The organism is Alteromonas sp. D210916BOD_24 (assembly GCF_047159385.1).
Classification (GTDB): domain Bacteria; phylum Pseudomonadota; class Gammaproteobacteria; order Enterobacterales; family Alteromonadaceae; genus Alteromonas.
In genome coordinates, this window is record NZ_AP038333.1 from 2,663,703 (window position 1) to 2,686,028 (window position 22,326).

Consider the following 22,326-nt stretch of genomic DNA (forward strand, 5'->3'; position numbering starts at 1 on the left):
GCTTATGCTGTTTTAATGGCGTTGTTACTACTAGTATGATTCAAACCGTACTTTTTATAAAGCTTTGCAGCAGCGGAAACTAAAGATTTCGCTTCTGCAATCTTAATGTCTTCAGGCACTTTTTGTCCGTCGGTGACATAGCTAACCGATAATTGATACTCTACTGCGGCACTCAGTACCTCTCCCAGAGAGTAGCATTCATCTAACTTCGTGAAAATACAGCCACTTAGTTCAATATCATCATACGCCTGAATTATTCTCTGTAATGCAGGATATTGCGTATTTGCTTGCGCTACCAAATATTTTTTCACATTTGGCATCTGGCCATTTTCAAACTGCTGAATTTGTTTAATTAATCGACTATCTCGTTGACTAAATCCGGCAGTATCAATTAATACTAGACGCTTATGGCGAAGTTGGAACAATAAATCACTAAGTTCTTCACTTGTTTGTGCTTTTCGCACTGTACAACCAATTATTTTTCCATATGTAGCCAACTGCTCATACGCAGCAATTCTGTAAGTATCTATTGTTACCATAGCTACTGATTCAGCGCCGTATTTTTGTGCATACCGTGCGGCTAATTTTGCTACCGTTGTGGTTTTACCTGTACCTGTTGGTCCCACCAATGCAACAATACCTTGTGAACTAAGTATATCGTTACCTGTCACATTTATGCGATTAGCCAATAGGTTAAGAAGATAAATCCACGCATCTCGCTCATTGTAATGCGCTGGCGTATAGCTTATTAATTGCGTTGCCAGTGCCTGACTTAACCCCATGTCGGTTAAACGCGTCATCAAATACTGATGTACGGGCTTCTGACGCTTCTGTTTTGCTTCCATTAAATCAGCAACTTGGTATTGCAATACGTCTCGAAGTGAAGCCAATTCCTCTTTTATCTGTGCGAGCTCTGAAGATTGGTTAGTCGGCGTTGACGCAATACTGGCAGCCTGATGTGATGGATAAGAGGTCTCATGAACCGGCGCATTTGATTGTCCTGTGGCTGCGCTTAACTCATCGACAAAATCATCTGAAAAGTTCAAGTGAGAAGCAATGTCGTTAGCATGCTGCGCATTATTAGATATCGGCTGCGTTGTATCTTGCCCTTTTTGGGTAGACTGATTACCACCATGTTGCTTTTCTAATAAGGCCTTAAGGCTGTCAGGGCCGTCGTCACCGATAATTTCACTTAAGCTAGGCACGGCTTTTTGACCTGGCGCTTTTGCTGCCGGTTTAGGCACCGAAAGTTTCGCTTCAGGCTCTTTGTCATAGGCTGCAACAAGCTCAATTCCATCGGCCACTTTGCGGTTAGACATAATGACTGCATCACTACCTAATTCCGCTTTAACTTGACTCAATGCTTCACGCATGTCTTTGCCAAAGAAACGTCTGATTTTCATTACAACCTCTCCAATCACCCAGCGTCAGATTATTGACCGACCGAACTGACTATTTTTATTTGTTTGTCATCAGGCACTTCTTGATACGAGAGAACATGAAGCCCAACAACTGAATACTTTAAGAATCGCGACAGTACAGGACGTAGCATTCCAGAAGTTAGAAGCACCGCAGGCTCTCCTTCTAACTCTTGCTGCTGACTAGCTTGCTGCAATGATTTTTGCAGCTTATCTGCTAGACCAGGCTCAATGCCGGCACCGTCCTCACCACCTGCTTGTAGAGATTGGTGCAACATCTGTTCCAACTCTGGCGCCAAGGTTATGACAGGTATCTCTTTTGCCCCTTGTGTAATTTCTTGGACAATAAGTCGTTTAAGTGAAATACGCACAGCAGATACCAGTACATCTGGGTCCTGACTGCGGGTGCCATACTCACTCAACGTTTGCACTATCGTACGCATATCTCGAATAGGCACGCCTTCAAATAGCAAGGTTTGCAGTACTTTTACTACGGTACTCAGTGGTAGTATATCGGGCACCAAACCTTCCACTAATTTAGGGTGTTGTTTAGCTAACATATCCAATAATTGCTGAGCTTCTTCATGACCCAACAATTGATAGGCATTATTGGTCAGCAATTGACTTAAATGTGTCGCTACCACGGTTGCCGCGTCCACTACGGTATAACCCAGCGTTTGCGCATGCTCTCGCTTGTTGGGCTTGATCCATACAGCGTCCAAACCAAAAGCAGGATCTTGAGTGGCGCGCCCTTCTAATTTGCCAAACACCTGACCAGGATTTATCGCCAACTCTTCATCGTGACTGATAACAGAATCACCTATCGTCACACCTAACATAGCAATCGTATAAGTGTTGGGTTCAAGATCCAGATTATCTCTGATATGTACGGGCGGTATAAGGAAACCCAGTTCCTGCGAGAGCTTTTTACGCACGCCTTTTATGCGGGTCAACAACTCCCCCCCTTGGGATTTATCTACCAGTGGGATCAATCGATAACCCACTTCTAAGCCAATGGTGTCAACTTGTTGAACATCGTCCCAACCTAACTCTTTTACTTCCGGAGCAACGCTTTCAGACTTGGCTACCTTCTCAGGCACTTTAGGCTCTGCAGCCCGCTTTTTCTCTTGCACACCTTGCCAGTAGGCAAAGCCTGCAATTAAGAAAGAGAAACCTAAGAAAGCCACATGCGGCATACCGGGAATGATACCCATAACAAACAGAATGCCGGCAGCGATGTATAGGGCTTGGTTATTTCCTAATTGACCGCGAATTTCTTTACCCATCTCCTGAGTTTCGTTTTCTCGGGTCACGATGATGGCAGTGGCCACTGACAGTAACAGGGAAGGAATTTGTGCGACCAGACCATCTCCAATAGTCAAAATAGTATAAATTTCAATCGCGTTTCCGAACGACAAATCATGCTGGATCATGCCGATAAACAAACCGCCTACAATATTTATCAACATGATAAAAAGGCCCGCTACCGCGTCCCCTTTTACGAATTTTGACGCACCATCCATTGAGCCATAAAAATCAGCCTCAGCGGTAATTTCCTCACGACGCTGACGGGCTTGATCTTGGTCGATATAGCCAGCATTCAAATCGGCATCAATAGCCATTTGTTTACCTGGCATAGCATCTAGGGTAAAGCGTGCACTTACTTCTGATATACGTCCCGCACCCGCCGTTACTACTTTGAAGTTGATGATAAGTAAGATGGCAAAAACCACGATCCCCACCGCATAATTTCCACCGATCACCACGGCGCCAAACGCCTCAATAACCTTACCCGCAGCGTCGCCCCCTTCGTGCCCGTACAACAGCACCACACGAGTAGAAGCCACATTAAGGGCCAGCCTCAATACCGTCGCAATCAACAATACCAAAGGAAATATACCGAAATCGACTGGGCGTTGCGTCAGTACAGCAACAAGGATAATAACCAGGGATAGGGCAATGTTAAAACTGAACAAAACGTCCAGTAAAAACGGGGGCATGGGGAGAATAACCATCCCCATAATGGCCAGTAGAATAATGGGGGCACCAAGGCCACTGGTGAAGTTCTGCAGCTGATTTTTGTCGAAACGCTGAAGATAACCGGATAACTGCATCGCTGGGAGTCTCACTAACAGAAAATTGACGCTTTACGCGAATCTAAACAGGAGGTTTCAACTAACGTGCCAGCTTTATATATGTCATCTAACCCGAGCGTTAACAGCGCAATAAATGAACAATTTTAGCGCGTATTTACAATGCCTTATCTACTGCCTTAGACAATAGTTGCGCTAGGTCTACCACAACGCGTCTGAGCTTCTTTAGCCTTCCCCCCTGAGTGCTTCTGCGTATTTTTCAGTAAGGCCAGTGACAAAATCGTATAAGCTCTGATTGTATTGCTCGTAACACTGGGCAAAAGGCATATGCCCTGCTTTTTCTATCACTGATAACAAGGTGTTGGGAATGTGCTTATTTAGCAAATGCGCCAGCATAACCAGCGAATAACTGTCGTCTTCACCATGTGTCAGCAGTACCGGGCAGGTTAGCTTGTTAAGCAGGTTATCATAGTCCATTTCACGCTGACGCATAGCGTCGCGGACGAACTTGGGACAACAACTAAGATCTTCAGTTAAGATATGCCTTAATTCAGGGTCATTTATTCCTTCCATTAAGTCCCCGACAAACTGTTTTTCTGCACGGTGAATGCGCTTGGGTTCATCACTGAACATATCGGCTAATACTGTGTATCCTGGTCCCTTTACTTCTTCTGTAGCCAGTGTGCCCGCTGCGATATAATTCACACCTACAAGACGTGATGTTCCGTAGTGACGAATATAGTCATTGACCATTCTTCCGCCATAGGACCACGCTACCACAATTGTTTCGCACAGGTTGTAGGTGTCGAGTACTGTGCTGAGGTCATCAGCCCAGTGTTGCCCGTTTTGATAGGCACTCGGACTGACGGGTTTTGCAGAGTGACCGTGCCCTCGCATATCAAGGGCAATTAAATGAAAGTGTCTGTCCAGTAAAGGTGAATCAAACTGATACTTCCATACTCTATGCGAAGAGCATGCGCCGTGCACAAAAATGATGGCAGGGCGCCCTACTCTATTATTGTGAACCGTGTGCAGTAATGTGCCATCACTGCTGATGCATGAAATGCTTTTCATTGATTACGATGCATCAGGGTATGCTTCACTTCTTACTCTCATCCACTCTTGCATATCGGCTTTGGCATCGCGTGCTTTGTCGTGGAAGTAACGCTCGGTATCATCCACGTTATGGGTAAACTCCACGCATAAGCCATTAGGGTCATAGAAATAGATAGAATTGCAATACTCGTGGTCGATATTCATATACTCGACACCGTGTTCATCCAACCGTTTACGGTAGTGATTAAGGGTGTCTTCATCGTCTATTTCTAACGCAATGTGGTGGGTCCACACGTCGGTGTTTTCAAATCCACAATTGAGATCGCTGTACTTTTGAGGGAAGTCGAAAAATGCCAACCAACTCCCGTCACTTAATTCAAAGTAAAGGTGAGCGTATGGCGTTTCTTTCCCAGTAATCGGATCTTTTGGCTCAATGATGGCGCAAACAAGTGGAATGTCTAAAACGTCTTCATAAAATTTTCGCGTTTCCTCTGCGTTATTACACTTAAATGCATGATGGTGCAGACTGTGTACTGAGGTATTCCCTCTGCGTTTACGCTGTATTGAGCGAAGTTTCTGAATTGGTACATCTGACTTATTCCAGTGGGCTAATGACATGAGAGTTCTCCCGTTCGTTTCTCAGATAATATACTGTTAACAATATTTTTACATATCAAACTTGTAGTTGTAGGTCAGTCCGTATACCCGTGGGCGGGCGCGATAAACAAAACCACCAGGTGACCATTCTGCGTTGTACTGTTTGTCAAAGAGGTTCTTCGCCCACAATGACAACGACCAATTTTCAGTGTCATAGGTAAGTCGCGCGTCAACCAAGTTGACAGGATCCCGGGTAGTGGTCTCATAAATATCGAAATTGGTTTCGCCCAGACGTTGATAGTCCACGCGATAAATCAAACTCGACAAGCCATCACTGAGATCCTGACGATACTCCGCCCCCAGGTTGACCGTGGTTTTAGATACAGCAGGAGTCTGATTTCCCACTGCTGCTGGGTCACCGTATTCGGTAATTTCACTATCGACATATCCAAATCCAGCCACAAGTCTTAAACCGGGTAGAGGTGTGGCGGAGATATCAAATTCAAAGCCATTCAATTCAGCTTCGTCTATCGTGCCTATATTTTGTGTTGAGTTTTCCTGCAGGAAGACAAAGAAGGGCGTATTTTCACTGACAGTAGAATAGAGCGCGAACCCACCTCTGACACTGTTGTCCGCTAACGTAAATTTCCCCCCGACTTCCCATGTAGAAGCCGTCTCAGCTTCGTAAAATTCCTTTATGCCAAAGATTCCCGCAGCACCGGCAACAGCATCAGAGCCGGTTTGATTAAACCCTCCAGAGCGAAAGCCTACGCTATAGCCACCATAAACAGTGAAAGCGTCCACCGGCTTATAAGTGAGAGTGACTTTAGGCTGCCATTCACTAAAGGTACGCTCACGTACCTCGCCTTCTATTCCCACAGGAAACCCGGGAACATTGGGGATAAACGCTTGAGGCGTTTGGGTAACGTTTTCGCGTTCATCTCTGTCATAACGCAGTGAGGCATCAACCACCCACTGATCATTCATTTCATAAGACAGATTGGTAAACACAGCCCATGCAAAATTGTTGCGAAGATCTGAAAGGAAGTTTAACTGCGGATTGCGTGGGTCGGTACTTATCCACCCCAGAGGAGAAGCAAATCCCAGCCCGAAATCGGCTCTCGCACCATTTTGCTGAAGCTGCTCAGTATCGACGAAATACAGGCCATAAATGTATTTAAAGCGCTCGCTATCCGAGGAAGTATAGCGAATCTCCTGACTCCAGTTTTTTGAACCAAAATTTGAAATTTGACTTTGGTCGTAGACAGTATCCTCAGGAAGACCAAAACCGAGTAACAGATTGTAAAGAAATGACTCTTCAACAGGCAAAAAGTCATAAGCATCTCCCGCTATCAACTCTTTGCTGCGATCGTAGGCTGTTATTGACGTCCAGATCCCCCCGTCTTTATCGGTGTAGGTCAACTTAACTGAACCACCATATAAGTCTCTGTCGTTAATACCGGGGTTGTTAGTACGTGGTGATAGGACCTCATTAACGTCAAAAGTAATACGGTAATTGAATGGTTGAGTCTCCAATGCACTGTAGTAGCCCCGAAAATCTACTTCGAAATTGTCGTTTACATACCACAGGGCTTTCCCTCGAAATGAAATATCCCGCAAGGGGTCTGAGTTCTCGTTGAGATAAGTGTTTTCAATATAGCCATCCGTATCATAATAAGAACCTGAAATTCGATAAGCCCAATCCTCGCCCATTGGGCCACTTAAGCCCGCTTGCACACGATAGCCCGGCCCGTTATCCACCCCTAAGCGAATTTTGCCCTGGGTATAGTCAGACGGGTCCTTGGTATTAATGACTATGGCGCCGCCAATAGCATTTCTTCCGTACAATCCACCCTGTGGGCCCTTTAAAACTTCTATCTGCTGAATATCAAACAGCTCTTGTTGGAATTGACCTGCGTCAGTTTGTTGTACTCCGTCAACAATCACGGCTACTGAGGGTTGGGTGTCCCGGTTTTGTGAAATTCCCCGAATGGTGATGAACGCCATACCGGCATTTTGCGTTTCAATTAAAGTTACGTTGGGAGTCAGCCCGATAAAGTCTGCTGGACGGTCAATACCCGAGCGCTCGATATCCAACTCTGTAAACGCGGTCATCGACACCGGCGCATCTTGTAACTTGGTACTCCTACGCGTGCCCTGGACCATGATGACTTCGACATCCTGCGCATCTTCTTGACTGCTTTCTTCATCATCTACTTGTTGAGCAAACACACACGGTACGCTCAACGCTCCTGCCACAACGGCACTTAATACGGACTTGTTAAACAGATTTTTAATTGCAAATTCAGGCATGACGTTTTCTCCACCCGCTATTTGGTCCCAGTAAACCGCGGGAAAAAAGCCCACAGCAACTTAACGTTTCATTTACATTAATATCTTCGATTATCGAAATCAAGTTCGATTATCGAATTTTTTGCATTTTTTTTAATCAAAGTGGATTTGGCGCATAAAAAAACACGCCGAAGCGTGCTTGTTATCTATAGAAGGAGGATCAGTAGCTAAGGTCAGCCGTTCTCTTAGACAGGATTATTGAGCTGTCTATGCTGCCTAAATGGGAGGGAGGGTGAAATTCCTGTAAATTTAAAGTCGCAACAACGAGTGCAATAGCACTGGCCATTTGTTTAACGAGTGCTGAATTTGCTGAGATGCCTGTTTGAGCAGTGGCATTCGGGTTCTCACCAACTCATCTTGCGCAATGCGCGATGCGGCCGTCGAGCAATTGATCGCTGCAAGTACGTTGCCGTTGTCGTCATAGACAGGTACAGCAATGGAAACCAACCCATAGTCAAGTTCACTGAGTACTGAGCAATAGCCTTTCTCGCGTATCTCTACAAGTTGTTTTCTTAACGTGTCTGGCGATGTTACCGTAAGATCAGTAAATCGCTTCAACTCGGCACGGTGCAGATAGTCATCTAGCTTATCGCCTGGCAGGTGTGCCAGCATGACTTTCCCCATCGAGGTAGCATGCGCAGGAAAACGCGTGCCCACGCCTGCGTTCAGTCTTATATGTCGATTCGTTGGAATATGAGCAAGATATAAAATGTCTTCTCCAGAAAGTACTGAGATTGATGAGCTATCGCCGGTTTCATCCCGTACCCTCTGCAAGTGCTCTCCAATAACCGAGTCAATACTTGCCGACGCCAGAAAGGCCGAGCCAAACACTAACACTTCAGGGGTCAATAAGAACTTTTTACCAGAACGAGTGACATAGCCGAGCGCCACCAAAGTATTTAGACAACGACGCGCCACCGCAGGGCTTAAATTGGTTGCGGCGGCCACCTCACTGAGTTGCATTTCAGGCTGGGATTTATTAAATGAGCGCAGGACCGTTAGGCCCCGCTCCAGCGTGGTGAGATACTCGGGATCTTTATCTTTCAACGTTTAGCACTACTATTAACCATAATTGAAGCGACTATATCAAAGTTGTAGGATGATAAAAATACTGAGCGCCTTAATTAAAACCTTGCCCATTGTGCTCCCCCAGCACGGGCGGAGCGGTCACTACGTCATTAATTTCCCCATTAAACCTGATCGCCGGACGCACTGTAGTGAAGTTACCTTTAGTAGGGTGCTCGGCATGAACTTTCAGTTTCATGTGTTTTGCTTGGGGAGTTTCTAACGCTTCAGCCGAATTCATTACCAGCGAGTGTGGCACTTCTATTTCTGTTAAACGCTGGCACCAGTAAGACGATGGATGCTGTTTAAAAATGGGCTGTAAAAAAGCTAATACCTTGTCGTAATTTTCAATTCTTGCGTCGCGACTGTTAAATTCTGGTTCATCTAACATATCCGGTTTACCCACAGCCTCAGCAAGGCCTGTCCAAAACTTTGCCGGCGAAGACATGTGCAACGCTATCCATCGGCCGTCCTGGCACTCAAAAACATAAGACTGTGAAACATTTGGCCGACTTTCCGGCCCCATAATCAGGTTACTAGAGAAGTAATGTGTAAAATCGTCTAAGTTGAAATGGGTCATCGCCTCTAGCATCGACACCTCCACCAAACACCCGGATTGAGTTTCATGCCGTTTAAACAAGGCAGCGAGGATCCCTTGAGAAGCATAAAACCCGGTGATTGCATCAGCAATGGCAGGGCCCACCACACGGGGGTTAGCAGGATTTAACAATAACCTCAAAAATCCAGTGGCGGCCTGAGCCACCGTATCAAAAGCAGGCTTTAAAGCATCAGGTCCATCTGAGCCAAACCCCGAAATTGAACAATATATAAGCTTGGGGTTTAACGTTTTTAATCTTGCGTAGTCCACATTCAATTTATCAGCTACCCCCGGACGAAAATTTTCTATAAAAACATCGGCCTCTTTAATCAACGCATCAAAGGCTGAGAGGTCCTTATTGTCCCGGGTATCAAGTTCAATACTGCGCTTGTTTCGGTTGTAGGTCTGAAAGTGCGGACTGTATAACTCTCCTTTATACGCTCTGAAAGGGTCGCCAGATTCAGGGCGTTCTACTTTGATTACGTCTGCGCCCATGTCTGCGAGAAACATACCGGCTGCAGGCCCAGTAATAAACGTCCCCATTTCTACCACCTTCACATTTGCTAGCATTTTTGCCATAGCCGGATCCTCAATCATTCACGTCGCGTAGATAAACTTTAAAATGCTTCTTTACACATTAACATCTATATTATATTCTTCGATATACGAAATCAAGTTCGATATGCGAAATAATAATTTAAAAACTGAAGTGTAGTTTATTTCTCCGGGGAGACCACTAATGAGAATAGGCAAGCAGGATAACTTTACCTCAGCAATTTGTACCTCTACTGCTGAGAACATTACTGTAAGAGGCTATGACCTTTGCGATGATATTATGGGTAAAGTCGATTTTACCTCATATTTCTGGCTATTGGTGTGTGGAGAAATGCCTAGTGACAAACAGAAATTTTTCGCCAATGTTGTACTTACCGCTATTGCTGAACATGGCTTGGTCCCCAGCGTAGTAGCAGCTCGAACTACCCTCGCCGCTGCGCCCGAAGCTTTTCAGGGTGCCGTAGCTGCGGGACTCAACGGCTGTGGCTCGGTAGTATTAGGCAGTGCAGAAGTTGCGGGATTGTTTTTAAAGTCAGTGGTCGATGAAGCGCAAGAGACCTCAATGGAAGCTGCGGCCAGAGCTGTACTTGAACGCTACAAAGCAGAAAAAAAGCGCGTCCCTGGCTATGGTCATCCTCTCCACTCTGCAGGCGATCCTCGCGCTAACCTGATTATGCAACTTGCTAAGGAAAAGCAGGTTGAAGGCCCCTACTTCGAAGCGTTATATGCAGTTCATAAATTAATGCCTGAAATTTTAGGCAAATCATTACCTGTTAATGTCAATGGTGCAATCCCTGCCGTTATGCTCGATGTAGGCTTTCCACTTAGTGCCTTAAAAGGGATTTCACTTTTGGCAAGGACTGGCAGTCTGGTTGCCCACCTGCAAGAAGAAACTTCCACTCCAATTGGTTTCATATTATCTGGCAAGGCCGTTGAAGATATTGAATATACGGGTCCTATGACCCGCCAAAAATAAGAGGATTAACTGATGAAAGCACTAATACTTTACTACTCAACATATGGTCATATTGAAGCACTTGCTAACGCTGTCGCAGCGGGTGTAAGAGAAGTGAATGGGACAGAGGTTGTGATTAAGCGCGTACCTGAACTGATGCCTGAAGAAGTGGCTAAACAAGCTGGTGCCAAACTTGATCAGGATGCCCCCATCGCCACAGTTGAAGAATTGCCGGACTATGACGCAATTATCATAGGAACACCGACACGTTATGGAAGAATGGCCGCGCAAATGGCTAACTTTTTAGATCAAACAGGAGGTCTGTGGTTTCAAAATGCCTTGGTCGGTAAAGTTGGCAGCGTATTTACCTCGACCGCTAGCCAGCATGGTGGCCAGGAAACCACATTAATCTCTACCATTGTTAACCTGATGCATCTGGGCATGACGATAGTGGGTACACCCTATACGGAAAAGCGTTTAACACTTATCGACGAGGTAATGGGTGGCACTCCTTATGGAGCCTCAACTATTGCAGGAGGGGATGGCAGCCGCATGCCTAGTGACAACGAAATTGAAATCGCGAAAAGTCAGGGGCGTCACGTGGCTTCAGTAGCAATGGCGTTAAAAAAGGGAAGCGCTTGATTTTCAGGATTGTGAGATAGTTTTTTGGATTTAAAGTTCACTGCGTTTAGTGTGGAAGATTCTATGGGCTCAGCGATACCACGCACCTTATATAACAAAGTATTTGATGCGCATTGCGTAGCACAGGACGGCGATGACTACCTGCTCTACGTCGACCTTCACCTGGTCCACGAAGTCACTTCCCCGCAAGCCTTTGACGGGCTCGTTGAACGTGGCCGCCGGGTACGCAGGCCAGAACTTACACTGGCGACCATGGATCACGCAATCCCTACCACATCAATCGATTATGCCGACTGCAGTGAAGAAAGTAGGTTGCAGCTAACCACACTGGCGTCCAACTGTCAGGCCAATAACATTACATTATTCCCCATGGGGCACGAAAACCAAGGTATAGTGCACGTTATTGCGCCTGAGCAAGGGCGTGTTCTGCCGGGCATGACCCTAGTATGTGGCGACTCTCACACGTCTACTCACGGCGCTTTCGGCGCACTGGCATTTGGCATAGGAACCTCTCAGGTAGAACATGTCTTAGCCACACAGACGATAAGAGTTAGTCGAGCAAAAACAATGGCAATTACCCTTGAAGGTGAACTGCCTAAAGGACTTACCGCGAAAGATTTAGCCCTCTACGTCATCGGACAAATTGGCGCGCGCGGGGGTAATGGCTATGTTATCGAATACAAGGGAGAGGTGGTATCAGGTTTATCTATGGAAGCGCGCATGACTTTGTGCAACATGTCGATAGAAGCCGGAGCGAAAAGTGCCCTTATAGCACCCGATGAGACAACGTGGCGATACCTTCGCCCATTTTTTACTGATCACAACCAGTGGCTGGAACAACAGGCATACTGGCAAACACTTTATAGCGATGATGAAGCCCACTTCGATAAAAGGTTTTCATTTGACGTGAGTGAACTTGCCCCTCAAGTGACATGGGGAACCACACCTGCCCAAGTGATCGATGTCAATCAACCAATCCCCCTTTCATCTGATTCAACGACACAAGGCGCTCTCTCGTATATGGGGTTGCGTGGTGGAGATGCATTATCGGATCATGCCATTGACGTGGTTTTTATCGGCTCGTGTACCAATAGCCGAATAGAAGATTTACGTTTAGCTGCATCCATAGCCAAACTCGGCAAGGTGGCACACAATGTCCGCGCTTTAGTGGTACCAGGCTCTATGGCAGTGAAACGACAGGCTGAACAGGAAGGCTTGGATAAAGTTTTCATCAACGCGGGATTTGAATGGCGACACCCTGGATGCTCTATGTGCCTCGGAATGAATAATGATCAGCTTGACTCGGGCCAACGATGTGCTTCAACCAGCAATAGAAACTTTGAGGGTAGACAAGGTGCTGGGGGACGAACACATTTAATGAGTCCTGCTATGGCTGCTGCCGCTGCACTCACTGGCCACATCACTGATATAAGGAGCTGGTTGTGATAAGTAACGCGAATCCTTTCCTTTTTACCTCCAAAATATACCCCTTAAATGTTGCAAATGTAGACACGGATCAGATTATTCCGAAGCAGTTTATGGCAGGTATAAGTAAAAAAGGACTAGGTAAAGCGTTGTTTTTTAACTGGCGCTATGAACACGGTGACTACGGTCGTCCAAACCCAGACTTTATCCTAAATAATGCTGAACGTGGAGGCAGTCGGCTCCTACTGACTCGGGAGAATTTCGGTTGTGGCTCTAGTCGTGAACACGCCCCGTGGGCCCTTGCCGACTTTGGTATTCGCTGTATTATTGCCCCCTCTTTTGCTGATATCTTTTACCAAAACTGTATTTACAATCAGATATTACCCGTTTCACTTAGCGAGCACGATGTGGACCATCTTTTTGAACAAGCCCGTTCTCCCCATTTCACACTCTCAATAAACCTTGTGGAACGCTGTATTGCCGCCCATGGGAACCAATTTTATAGCGAATTTCATATCGACGACATGAACCGGCATATTTTGTTAAATAACTTGGACAATATCTCGCTAACCGAAACATTCGAAGACGATATAGCTAAGTTTGAAAGCATGCACTCGCCTTTTTCACAAGCAGGCAGCACCACATATAAATAAACCCATCAATTGCGTACTCAGAGGGTTAAACTCGAGCGTAGAATACGGGACTGAATATAGACAGAACCATAGGCGCTGGACAGCTATTCGTATAGGCTTTGAACTTAATGTCGATATTCCGGTGGAATTGGCAAATCCCGTTTGAGCGGTTTGGGTCGTTTACCTTTTCCAGCGCGATGCGCTTTTAATTGGTAGACATGCGCCAGTACCTGAGCCACCGCCATAAACAGGGCATTAGGGATCTCTTCATCCACCTCGGTGGAATAGAAAATGGCTCTCGCAAGCATAGGAGACGGAATTAAAGGGACATTATTTGCCGTAGCAATTTTTCGAATATGCATGGCCAGTTCATCAGCCCCTTTCGCCACAACAACTGGCGCGCGGATCCCTTTTTCATCATATTTAATTGCGACAGAGAAATGCGTAGGGTTGGTGACCACTACATCGGCTTTAGGTACCTCTTGCATCATGCGTTTGGTGGCAGCTTGATATTGCAAACGTCGAATACGCCCTTTTACTAACGGATCACCCTCGGCATTTTTACGTTCATCTTTCACTTCCTGTTTGGTCATTTTCATTTCTTTGTTGTGCTTAAACATTTGGTAAGGCACATCAATTAACGCCACGGGGATCATGGCACAAACCAAAATTAGGAACGCCCATTTGAGCATATCCAGCGCGTGAAAAATGTTGCCTGGATAGAGCTCTCTATCCAAGTGTAAAGCTTCATTTTCAAAGAAAATCAGTACCCCAATTGCCATACCAATGATAAGTACTACTTTGGCAATAGATTTTATCAACTCGACCAAGCCGTTGATGCCAAACATTCTTTTGAAACCCTGAATAGGGCTGATTTTGGAAGCCTTAGGTTTGATGCCCTCCCAGGTGAAGTTATATCCGCCCAATGCAATAGAGCCGACCACGCCTGCGAGCATTGCCACAACCATATAAAAAATGACCGGTAAACTCACTGTAGAAAAAGCGTCTCCCCAGGCAGCTGTCATATGGGTCAAATCATAAGTTTCATCACGAGATAGTCTGAACATACGTTCGGTGAGTCTAAATACCGATTCCGCTATCCATTCACCTACAAACAAAAACATAACGGCACTGATCATCAATACCAAAGTGGTAGACAATTCACGGGATCGCGCAACCTGCCCTTTTTTTCGGGCATCTTCGAGTTTTTTCCCCGTGGGGTCTTCTGTTTTTTCGCTAGAATCTGCCATAACTTATGTACGTCATCTTTCTCTATGTTAAGTCCCTACACATAAACATAACGCTTCAGCGCAAAGTAGGAATTTGTGAGTTAGTGTTTTTGCTCTAGGCCCCTTTTAAGGACATATCCTCAACAGTTCACACATAAATTGTTCTGCCCTATACCACTGCGATTCGAAATGCGCGATGAAGTTATCCATCGTAATCCAAATAATAAATAGCCCCATAACTTGAGCAATTGAAAAACCAATACTAAAAATGTTTAGCTGAGGCGCCGCCTTGGTCATAACACCAAATGACAAGTTAACAATTAACAGTGAGACAATAGGCGCAAGCGACAAAGTAAGCGCCGACACAAACATCCACCCCGCCCAATGTGCAATGTCGCGAAATTGAGTGCCTGTCCACCATGCTTCGCCAATGGGAAACGCGTCAAAACTGAGTACGATCATATGGATCATAGACAGATGACCGTCTAATGCCCAAAACAGCAAAGTGGCTAATATGAGATAAAACTGACCGACCGCAGGTACGTTAATACCGTTTATCGGGTCAACTATTGAAGCAAATCCCAATCCCGTCTGCATGGCAATGACTTGCCCGGCAAGTACAAAGGTATTAAGCACCATCATGGAAATAAAACCAATTGCCACACCAATTAGCAATTGCTGAATAACAATCAGAAATGTCCCTACATCGACCAATTCTTGAATCGGTGATGGAGGCACAATAGGAATAATAATAAGCGTAAGCATAACAGCCAGAAGCGCACGCACTTGTGGTGGAATGGATTTAGCACTCAAACCAATCATTGCAATGAAAAGACCGCTAATACGCATAAAAGGCAACAGCATATCTGCAAGAAATTGATTAATTGTGGCTAGTTCAAATTGCACTTTACCAATCCTTAACCAACCACTTGGGGGATCAGGTCGACCATGCGAAAAGTGAAGTCCATTAATTGTTGTACCAACCAACTTCCGCCCCAGCTTAGCGCCATTAACGTCACTAGTAGACGGGGCAGAAAACTCATGGTTTGTTCGTTAATACTGGTTGCGGCCTGAAATACCGCAACGACTAGACCCACAATAAGGCTTGGTACAATAACCGCAGACACCAACACGATAACCATGTACATTGCTTCGCGGAGAATTTCAACAAAGACTTCTGGTGACATAAGCCCTCCTAGACGCCCATACCGAAACTGGTTGCCAGGGTACCAAAAATCAAGTTCCACCCATCAACCAAAACGAACAACATTAACTTAAACGGCAGCGATACAATCATAGGTGATAACATCATCATCCCCATCGCCATCAGGATTGATGCCACCACCAGGTCGATGATGAGAAAAGGAATGAATAACATAAACCCAATTTGAAAGGCGGTTTTCAGTTCACTGGTAACAAACGCGGGGATCAATATATTCAGAGGCACTTCCTGCGTATCTGCATACTTGCCTTCTTCACCAGCAATACGCACAAAAGTTTCAAGATCTTTTACCCGCGTCTGCGACAGCATAAATGCACGCATAGGTCCCTTAGCTTGTTCAAGCGCGTCTAAGCTGGTTAATTGTTCATTGAGATAAGGTTGTAACGCACGCTCATTTACTTCTTCAAAGACGGGCGCCATTATAAACATAGATAAAAAAAGACTGACGCCGATGAGGATTTGGTTTGACGGCGACTGTTGCAAACCAATGGCCTGTCGCAAAATAGACAGTACAACAATGATGCGCGTGAACGAAGTCATCATCATAATAAATGCGGGGATCAAACTGAGCGCCGTCATAATAAACAGCGCTTGTAGGGTCATGGTGTAATCCTGTGACCCATCTGGGTTAGTCACTACCGTTACCGCAGAAATACCTTGTTGGGCGTAAGCCGGCTCTACCTGCAACAACAACAGCAACGCGCCTAGAAGGAAAAATATAAACTTACGCATCGCTAGACTCTTCTTTTTGACTTTTTTTATTGAGTTGAGGATTGAGTTTACCCGCCATCGCTGCCACCAGCTTTTGTTTAAACACATCCCCTTGCCCGCCCGGGGTCAAACTGTCTTTTTCACCTTTGGTTGCCACTGACAGCTTGGTGTCTAACTTACTTAGGTGAGAAATGGTATGGCTGGTCACGCCAATAAGGTGCTGCTCATCGCCAACTTCAATCACCATGATTTTTTCTTTGGCCCCAGTTACCATACTGGCTACCACGCGTAATTGGTTGTTTCCAGACGTAGTGACATTAAACCGGCGCATGACGTAAGCCAGCGCAAATATAATCCCCACCACTAATAAAAGCGATAGGAAAATTGACAGTACAGAGGTAGGGTTGGTGATGGATTGGGTGGACTGAGCCAAGGTTACTTGGCTAATGAAAAGGGGCAGCATTGCGCAACCCCTTAATAGATAAGAAGTTTTACCTAAGCTTCTTGATTCTCTCAATTTGGCTAATAACATCAGTTAATCGAATACCGAATTTGTCGTTGACTACTACTACTTCACCATGAGCAATCAACGTGCCATTTACTAAAACATCTAATGGCTCACCGGCTACACGATCCAGCTCCACCACAGACCCCTGGTTCAACTGTAGCAGATTTCGGATACTTATTTGACTACGACCGACTTCCATTGAGATAGTCACCGGAATATCTAAGATCGTATCGAGTTTTTTCTTCTCTTCTTGCGTTATAGGGGCATCGTCTGTCAGCTCATCTAATTCGGCAACTTGAACATCTTCGTTCTCACCACCATCTTGTTCAGCTTCAGATTCAGCTTGCTCGGCCATCGCCGCAGCCCAATCGTCCATACCGTCTTCACTCATGGGAACTCCCCTTTACCTTACAGGTCTTCTTCGAGTACTTGCAGCTCAGCGTCATTATCGATAATGCGCCCACCGCGGGTTAATAACTGTAGCTCAGACTTCACTGAAGTCGGTCTTGCAATTTTTTCCACAATCTTAAGTGCCAGGTTATCTCTGGAACGCCCCAATTTCGCTCTGAAAGTAGGTAAATCTTCAATAAGCACAGTGATTGTTTCGGGCATTTCCACTGGAATAATATCGCCCGGTTTAAATTCCATTACTTCTCTTAGCGGTACATTGACATCAAGCATATGCGTAGCCAGTGCCACTTTAACATCCATAATTTCGTCGCGTAGTGCCTTGCTCCAACGAAGATCCGTGTCTTCCTTGTCGCTTTGCACACCTGCATCCAGTAATTCACGAATCGGCTCCAACATGGAATAAGGCAACGACACGTGGAAATCACCGCCGCCCCCGTCTAATTCAATGTGAAACGAACTGATAACCACCACTTCCGTTGGACTGACAATGTTGGCCATTGCAGGGTTGACTTCCGAATCTAAGTATTCAAAAGACACATCCATTACTGGCGCCCAGGCTTCTTTATAATCTTCAAAGATTATCTTCAGCAACATTTGAATTATACGTCGTTCGGTAGGCGTAAACTCCCTACCTTCAATTTTCGCGTGGTAGCGTCCATCCCCACCGAAAAAGTTGTCAACCAAGATAAATACCAGTCTTGCTTCCATGGTGATAAGTCCAGTCCCTTTAAGTGGACGGAAGCGCACCATATTTAGACTGGTAGGTACAAAAAGGGTATGGATGTATTCGCCAAATTTAATCATCTGAATACCGTTTATAGATACTTCAGCTGAGCGGCGCATCATATTAAACAAGCTGACACGCATATGACGTGCAAAACGCTCATTTACAATTTCCAGCGTAGGCATACGCCCACGTACAATCCTATCCTGTGAGGAGAAGTCGTACTCGAGTGTAGAGGCGTCAGAGTCACCACCACCGACCTCATCTTCCTCGACGTCGTCTACCCCGTGTAACAGGGCATCGATTTCATCTTGAGATAATAAATCACTCACAGTCTATACCTATTTCAAAGTCCTATTGCGCACACCATATCGATGTACGCCTAGTTAACTTATTGCATCACAAAACCAGTAAAAAGAACTCGCTCGACGACTTCTTTGCCTTCGATCTCTTTCAACGCCTTTTGCACACTAGAGGCAGCTTGTTCACGCAACTCAATTTTACCCGCTTCGGTAATAAGATCATCGGCATTCGACATACTAAATGCCTGTAGTAGCGTCCCCTCAATCAAAGGTATGTGGGTCTTAGCCAACTCTTCGTTGTCAGAACCGCGTACCAATAACTGCACTTTAATTTGCACTAATCGCTCTCTACCAGACCCTGGCACGTTAAAAACAAAGGGGCGCGGCATTGCTACGTACAACGCAGTCCCGATCTCAGCATTACCACCTGCACTTGCAGATGCGGCCGCTGGGGCCCCTGCTGCTGCGCCGTTGTCCGATTCAGCCAATTGCTCTGCAGCGGGTTCACTACCACCAGCAAACAATAAAAAGTAGGCCGCTGCACCGCCCCCTACGAGGACGACTGCAATGATGATTATGATCATCATTTTGCCTTTTTTCTTGCCGCCTTCTTCTACTTGTAATTCTTCTTCAGCCATGTGTAACTCATCAATAAAACTCGAAAAACGTATTATCGGGCTTCAGCCAGAAATGGCAATGCCCGTGTCTTCAAAAATAGCAGTAAGTCGTTAATCTCACCATGCTACTAATTGATGACAGCGCATGAGTCAGACGCGCTACGCGTAGAAATCGATGCCACCTTTATCCCTACGTGTGATGCCTTGTTCAATCACATGGGAATCATTAACATCATCGGTTAAGCCGTCACTATTTCCACGGTTTCCTGACTTTCCATCGCTGTTTCCAGTATTGTCTGCAAGTTGCTGGCCATTCTGTCCGTTTGAAGAGTTATCTTTTCTCACCTGAGCATCACCCAATTCAATTCCCTGCTCCGATAACATCTCTCGAAGTTTTGGCATGGCGTCTGATAAGGCATCTTTGGCCTGTTGGGATTGCACCACAAAACTAACACTTGCCGCGTCACCCGCTACGTTCACCCGTACTTGCATACTCCCAAGCTCAGGAGGATCAAGGCGTATTTCGGCCATGGTGTTGCGGGCATTTACCATCCAGCGAATTTTTTCATTGAGCTGCTGATGCCCTTCGGGTTTGTGAATATTCACCGCCTTGTCAAAACCTTCAAACTGCTGTTGGGTTTTTGACGCTTCGGCACGCAGCTGATTATTTTCGTTAACTACAGCATCTACCTGAGTAAGTTGACCTTGCATTACTTGATGAACACTATGCTGTGTGGTGTTCATCAATTGCAGAAATTGACTGGCCTGGGCATCTGCCCGCATACTTAAGTTCGAAGCCATATCGGCTGACACCGCTGCTTCTTTCGCAGCTTCAGCGACAATAGCACTTAAATCGATACCCGGTTCTCTGCCTTGTTGTACTTGCTGCTGAAATTCATTAATACCGGCAATAATGTTGGTTTTGACCGCCTGCTGCTGTGCATTATTCGGCAACGTTGCAACAATGCGATCCGCAATAGCTTCAGTGGCCTTTTGCGCACTTTCCTGAGGTAGCTCACTAATTGCTGCTAAAAGCGGGTCTAGTTCAACGGTATCTGCATTTGCCAGAGGCGACCCCTCGCTCCCTTTCACCAATTCAGAATTACTTTGTGAAGCTACCACGCCCTGTTTAGCGTTATCACTCGATTGCACAGCAATCGCTGCGGCTTGTGTTGCCGCCAAATCCGCTTCTAGTGCTTCAGCCTCTACTGGGCCATTGCCGTTTATCTCATTGGAGATCACGCTTAAAATAAATGCATCTTCTGCTGAAAGATGACTGGGCGAACTCGTTGTCGATGCATTTCCTTCTACCCCTTCAGTTCCTTTAGCCTGAGATAATTGTGCAAGGATTGACGACAGTGCATCTTCGCTAGTGGACTCGCTTTTTAAGCGTGCAGACAGTTGATCCAAGGTCACTGGTTCATTGCCCAGCTCATTTTGCTCAGCTGAGGTTAAATTGCGTAGTAAATCTCCCAGCGCCCGAATGATATTAACGGTTTCTTCATTAATATCACTCAGCTCCCCATTTACTTTTGCTGGCTCGGTGCTATTAAGCTGTTCAATCAGGTGAGACAAGACTGATGACACAGATGAGTCATTTACGTTATCTGGCAATTTCCACAATGAATTTGAAAGCGCATTTTTTGCAGCCTGCTCGATATCAAGTCCTTCATCTTCACTGTCAGATACTGCATCCGACATATCACCGGATACTGTCTCATTATTTTGTCGCGCAATGCTTTCGACGAACGCAACCCAGTCTGGCTCTGATGCGTCTACGCTAGTGTCTATGACGTCGATGATGTCTAACTGTGAAGTCACACCCGCCTCAGCGTCTTTCTTGCCACCCTCTCCTACTATTAAGTATTGCTCTTCACTGTCACCCTGTTCAACGTTACCGTCTATACCCAGTCTAGGAGACGCACTTTCATCACTTTCTAACTCACTTTCCTGAGCGACTGCATCTATGCCACCTTCTTTTATATCGGCGTGCTGCTCGATAGTATCCGCTTGGGCATTTACTACGCTGCTCTTTGTATGATGTGGTTCATTGTATTGTGACGTTGTACTACTGCGATCTTCCCTTTGCGTTAAAGGATCTCGATCGTGGTTTGAATGGCGATGTTGGCTATCTGCGGCTGAGCTGTACCCTGTGGTTGCCACCTCAGATTTTTGTCTTTGCCGTGGCACAAAGTCTTGTTTGTCAGACCTCGCTTCTCGGTAGAGATCATTAAAAATGCGGTTGTTGTGACTTTCGCTACGTGAATCAATACCCGTTTCCACTGCTTTAGCCATATTACTTGTTGCAAAAGGCAACGCGGCAAGGTCTGTTTTCTGTGCGGCAACTTGTTGCATAATCTTCTACCGTTCTATGTTCAATTCATAGTTAAATGAAAGCAATTGGCGATAACATCGCCGGCGGAAATATCATCCGTAAATCACTTTCACTCACTCTACACGCTCACACCCAACCCATTGTTTAATATAAATTTTACATTATTAAACTCAGTAACATCCAGGTTAACTCTTCGTTTTTGAGTTGTATATCGGATGCTTAATTTGTTTTCCTGTTTAACCGTTATATGTGATTAACATTTGTCAAACAGGCCTTAGGGGGTAAACGCATCACTAAAAAGAACTGCAAAGGCCACGCCAAAAACGTAAAAACTAAAAATTCATTTTAAAAGTTATTGTTTTACAGCTAGATAAGTATGATATTTACAAAGTATTGGTGTACTGCTCAATACTTGAATTCAAGCTTAAAAGGGCGTGTTTTTGGCGCGAAAAAAACGCTGTGTGGCAAACTCGTCCATCATAGCCTGCTCTGCTTTCGCCGCTTTCTTATGTGCAGCAGCTTGTTTTTTATCGAGAAGTAAGGTGACAGCTTTCACCTTTTGTTGTTGTTTAAGCCACATTTGCTTGCGTTGGTCAGCAGCCATATTTGCTCTGGCAATCACCTGCATTTGCTGCTCACATGCTTTATCAAGCTTGCCAACGAAGGACAAGTGTTGCTGATAATAGGTCGCAGTGACGCCAGTTTGTCCAGTTTGCTGGATCCCTTTTATGTAGTCGATGCGATATTGCTCAAGACTGGCAAGTTTTTGCTTCTGCTGATTGACGTTGTGTAGCGCTTGCTGGTAGTTGCGTGCTTCGCGTTGCTCTTTTTCGCGCTCAAAATCAGCCAACTTTTCTAGTTGTTTAGACATAATCTCTC

The 22,326-nt window shown here is 45.5% G+C and carries 21 protein-coding genes; 4 read left to right on the forward strand and 17 right to left on the reverse strand.

What is annotated here, in order from left to right; all coding sequences use genetic code 11:
• Nucleotides 1-2 precede the first annotated feature (2 nt).
• The 7 genes from flhF to ACMCM8_RS11640 form a co-directional block, all read right to left on the reverse strand.
• Nucleotides 3-1,403 (reverse strand): flagellar biosynthesis protein FlhF, encoded by a 1,401-nt coding sequence (flhF, locus tag ACMCM8_RS11610; protein WP_412722777.1) that lies wholly within the window; start codon nt 1,401-1,403, stop codon nt 3-5.
• Nucleotides 1,404-1,432: 29 nt separating this feature from the next.
• Nucleotides 1,433-3,532 carry a flagellar biosynthesis protein FlhA gene (gene flhA, locus ACMCM8_RS11615; RefSeq protein ID WP_412722778.1) on the reverse strand — a complete coding sequence of 700 codons (2,100 nt, stop codon included), beginning with the start codon at nt 3,530-3,532 and terminating at the stop codon, nt 1,433-1,435.
• 204 nt (nt 3,533-3,736) lie between these two features.
• Nucleotides 3,737-4,585 (reverse strand): alpha/beta fold hydrolase, encoded by an 849-nt coding sequence (locus ACMCM8_RS11620; protein ID WP_412722779.1) that lies wholly within the window; start codon nt 4,583-4,585, stop codon nt 3,737-3,739.
• A 3-nt stretch (nt 4,586-4,588) separates the two neighbouring features.
• Nucleotides 4,589-5,185, reverse strand: a complete 597-nt coding sequence (locus ACMCM8_RS11625; protein ID WP_412722780.1) for a VOC family protein — start codon at nt 5,183-5,185, stop codon at nt 4,589-4,591.
• A 48-nt stretch (nt 5,186-5,233) separates the two neighbouring features.
• Complete coding sequence (locus ACMCM8_RS11630; RefSeq protein ID WP_412722781.1) at nt 5,234-7,477, reverse strand: TonB-dependent receptor; 2,244 nt, start codon at nt 7,475-7,477, stop codon at nt 5,234-5,236.
• A 288-nt stretch (nt 7,478-7,765) separates the two neighbouring features.
• The gene (locus tag ACMCM8_RS11635) at nt 7,766-8,563 is read right to left on the reverse strand and encodes an IclR family transcriptional regulator domain-containing protein (RefSeq protein WP_412722782.1); all 798 of its coding nucleotides are present in this window, start codon (nt 8,561-8,563) and stop codon (nt 7,766-7,768) included.
• 73 nt (nt 8,564-8,636) lie between these two features.
• On the reverse strand, nt 8,637-9,758 hold the full coding sequence (locus tag ACMCM8_RS11640) for a CaiB/BaiF CoA transferase family protein (RefSeq protein ID WP_412722783.1): 1,122 nt from the start codon (nt 9,756-9,758) through the stop codon (nt 8,637-8,639).
• Nucleotides 9,759-9,918: 160 nt separating this feature from the next.
• Here ACMCM8_RS11640 and ACMCM8_RS11645 point away from each other — a divergent pair, with 160 nt between their 5' ends.
• The 4 genes from ACMCM8_RS11645 (at nt 9,919) to leuD (ending at nt 13,409) form a co-directional block, all read left to right on the forward strand.
• Nucleotides 9,919-10,710, forward strand: coding sequence for a citryl-CoA lyase (locus tag ACMCM8_RS11645; protein ID WP_412722784.1), 792 nt, complete (start codon nt 9,919-9,921; stop codon nt 10,708-10,710).
• Nucleotides 10,711-10,722: 12 nt separating this feature from the next.
• Entirely contained in the window at nt 10,723-11,331 is a 609-nt protein-coding gene (wrbA, locus tag ACMCM8_RS11650) for an NAD(P)H:quinone oxidoreductase (protein ID WP_412722785.1), read from the forward strand.
• 75 nt (nt 11,332-11,406) lie between these two features.
• Entirely contained in the window at nt 11,407-12,777 is a 1,371-nt protein-coding gene (gene leuC / locus ACMCM8_RS11655; RefSeq protein WP_412727702.1) for a 3-isopropylmalate dehydratase large subunit, read from the forward strand.
• Nucleotides 12,774-13,409, forward strand: a complete 636-nt coding sequence (leuD, locus tag ACMCM8_RS11660) for a 3-isopropylmalate dehydratase small subunit (RefSeq protein ID WP_412722786.1) — start codon at nt 12,774-12,776, stop codon at nt 13,407-13,409. Before leuC ends, leuD begins: the two co-directional genes overlap by 4 nt.
• A 104-nt stretch (nt 13,410-13,513) precedes the next feature.
• Here leuD and flhB read toward each other — a convergent pair whose 3' ends face one another.
• The 10 genes from flhB to fliJ form a co-directional block, all read right to left on the reverse strand.
• Nucleotides 13,514-14,638, reverse strand: coding sequence for a flagellar biosynthesis protein FlhB (gene flhB, locus ACMCM8_RS11665; protein ID WP_412722787.1), 1,125 nt, complete (start codon nt 14,636-14,638; stop codon nt 13,514-13,516).
• 105 nt (nt 14,639-14,743) lie between these two features.
• The gene (gene fliR, locus ACMCM8_RS11670) at nt 14,744-15,523 is read right to left on the reverse strand and encodes a flagellar biosynthetic protein FliR (RefSeq protein ID WP_412722788.1); all 780 of its coding nucleotides are present in this window, start codon (nt 15,521-15,523) and stop codon (nt 14,744-14,746) included.
• An 11-nt stretch (nt 15,524-15,534) separates the two neighbouring features.
• Nucleotides 15,535-15,804: a flagellar biosynthesis protein FliQ gene (gene fliQ / locus ACMCM8_RS11675; protein ID WP_412722789.1), complete on the reverse strand. Its 270-nt coding sequence runs from the start codon at nt 15,802-15,804 to the stop codon at nt 15,535-15,537.
• Between the two features lie 8 nt (nt 15,805-15,812).
• The gene (gene fliP / locus ACMCM8_RS11680) at nt 15,813-16,571 is read right to left on the reverse strand and encodes a flagellar type III secretion system pore protein FliP (RefSeq protein ID WP_412722790.1); all 759 of its coding nucleotides are present in this window, start codon (nt 16,569-16,571) and stop codon (nt 15,813-15,815) included.
• The gene (gene fliO, locus ACMCM8_RS11685) at nt 16,564-17,013 is read right to left on the reverse strand and encodes a flagellar biosynthetic protein FliO (RefSeq protein ID WP_412722791.1); all 450 of its coding nucleotides are present in this window, start codon (nt 17,011-17,013) and stop codon (nt 16,564-16,566) included. The genes fliP and fliO overlap by 8 nt, the downstream gene beginning before the upstream one ends.
• 28 nt (nt 17,014-17,041) lie before the next feature.
• Complete coding sequence (fliN, locus tag ACMCM8_RS11690; RefSeq protein ID WP_412722792.1) at nt 17,042-17,449, reverse strand: flagellar motor switch protein FliN; 408 nt, start codon at nt 17,447-17,449, stop codon at nt 17,042-17,044.
• A gap of 17 nt (nt 17,450-17,466) precedes the next feature.
• On the reverse strand, nt 17,467-18,525 hold the full coding sequence (gene fliM / locus ACMCM8_RS11695) for a flagellar motor switch protein FliM (protein WP_412722793.1): 1,059 nt from the start codon (nt 18,523-18,525) through the stop codon (nt 17,467-17,469).
• A gap of 59 nt (nt 18,526-18,584) precedes the next feature.
• Entirely contained in the window at nt 18,585-19,133 is a 549-nt protein-coding gene (gene fliL, locus ACMCM8_RS11700) for a flagellar basal body-associated protein FliL (RefSeq protein WP_412722794.1), read from the reverse strand.
• Nucleotides 19,134-19,271: 138 nt separating this feature from the next.
• Nucleotides 19,272-21,467, reverse strand: a complete 2,196-nt coding sequence (locus ACMCM8_RS11705; protein WP_412722795.1) for a flagellar hook-length control protein FliK — start codon at nt 21,465-21,467, stop codon at nt 19,272-19,274.
• A gap of 404 nt (nt 21,468-21,871) precedes the next feature.
• Complete coding sequence (gene fliJ, locus ACMCM8_RS11710) at nt 21,872-22,318, reverse strand: flagellar export protein FliJ (RefSeq protein ID WP_412722796.1); 447 nt, start codon at nt 22,316-22,318, stop codon at nt 21,872-21,874.
• Between the last annotated feature and the right edge of the window lie 8 nt (nt 22,319-22,326).

What these genes read in the sequence shown, in the direction of transcription:
- flhF (WP_412722777.1), bottom strand. Translation starts at nt 1,403, where the DNA reads ATGAAAATCAGACGTTTCTTTGGCAAAGACATGCGTGAAGCATTGAGT.
- flhA (WP_412722778.1), bottom strand. Translation starts at nt 3,532, where the DNA reads ATGCAGTTATCCGGTTATCTTCAGCGTTTCGACAAAAATCAGCTGCAG.
- ACMCM8_RS11620 (WP_412722779.1), bottom strand. Translation starts at nt 4,585, where the DNA reads ATGAAAAGCATTTCATGCATCAGCAGTGATGGCACATTACTGCACACG.
- ACMCM8_RS11625 (WP_412722780.1), bottom strand. Translation starts at nt 5,185, where the DNA reads ATGTCATTAGCCCACTGGAATAAGTCAGATGTACCAATTCAGAAACTT.
- ACMCM8_RS11630 (WP_412722781.1), bottom strand. Translation starts at nt 7,477, where the DNA reads ATGCCTGAATTTGCAATTAAAAATCTGTTTAACAAGTCCGTATTAAGT.
- ACMCM8_RS11640 (WP_412722783.1), bottom strand. Translation starts at nt 9,758, where the DNA reads ATGGCAAAAATGCTAGCAAATGTGAAGGTGGTAGAAATGGGGACGTTT.
- ACMCM8_RS11645 (WP_412722784.1), top strand. Translation starts at nt 9,919, where the DNA reads ATGAGAATAGGCAAGCAGGATAACTTTACCTCAGCAATTTGTACCTCT.
- wrbA (WP_412722785.1), top strand. Translation starts at nt 10,723, where the DNA reads ATGAAAGCACTAATACTTTACTACTCAACATATGGTCATATTGAAGCA.
- flhB (WP_412722787.1), bottom strand. Translation starts at nt 14,638, where the DNA reads ATGGCAGATTCTAGCGAAAAAACAGAAGACCCCACGGGGAAAAAACTC.
- fliQ (WP_412722789.1), bottom strand. Translation starts at nt 15,804, where the DNA reads ATGTCACCAGAAGTCTTTGTTGAAATTCTCCGCGAAGCAATGTACATG.
- fliP (WP_412722790.1), bottom strand. Translation starts at nt 16,571, where the DNA reads ATGCGTAAGTTTATATTTTTCCTTCTAGGCGCGTTGCTGTTGTTGTTG.
- fliO (WP_412722791.1), bottom strand. Translation starts at nt 17,013, where the DNA reads ATGCTGCCCCTTTTCATTAGCCAAGTAACCTTGGCTCAGTCCACCCAA.
- fliN (WP_412722792.1), bottom strand. Translation starts at nt 17,449, where the DNA reads ATGAGTGAAGACGGTATGGACGATTGGGCTGCGGCGATGGCCGAGCAA.
- fliL (WP_412722794.1), bottom strand. Translation starts at nt 19,133, where the DNA reads ATGGCTGAAGAAGAATTACAAGTAGAAGAAGGCGGCAAGAAAAAAGGC.
- ACMCM8_RS11705 (WP_412722795.1), bottom strand. Translation starts at nt 21,467, where the DNA reads ATGCAACAAGTTGCCGCACAGAAAACAGACCTTGCCGCGTTGCCTTTT.
- fliJ (WP_412722796.1), bottom strand. Translation starts at nt 22,318, where the DNA reads ATGTCTAAACAACTAGAAAAGTTGGCTGATTTTGAGCGCGAAAAAGAG.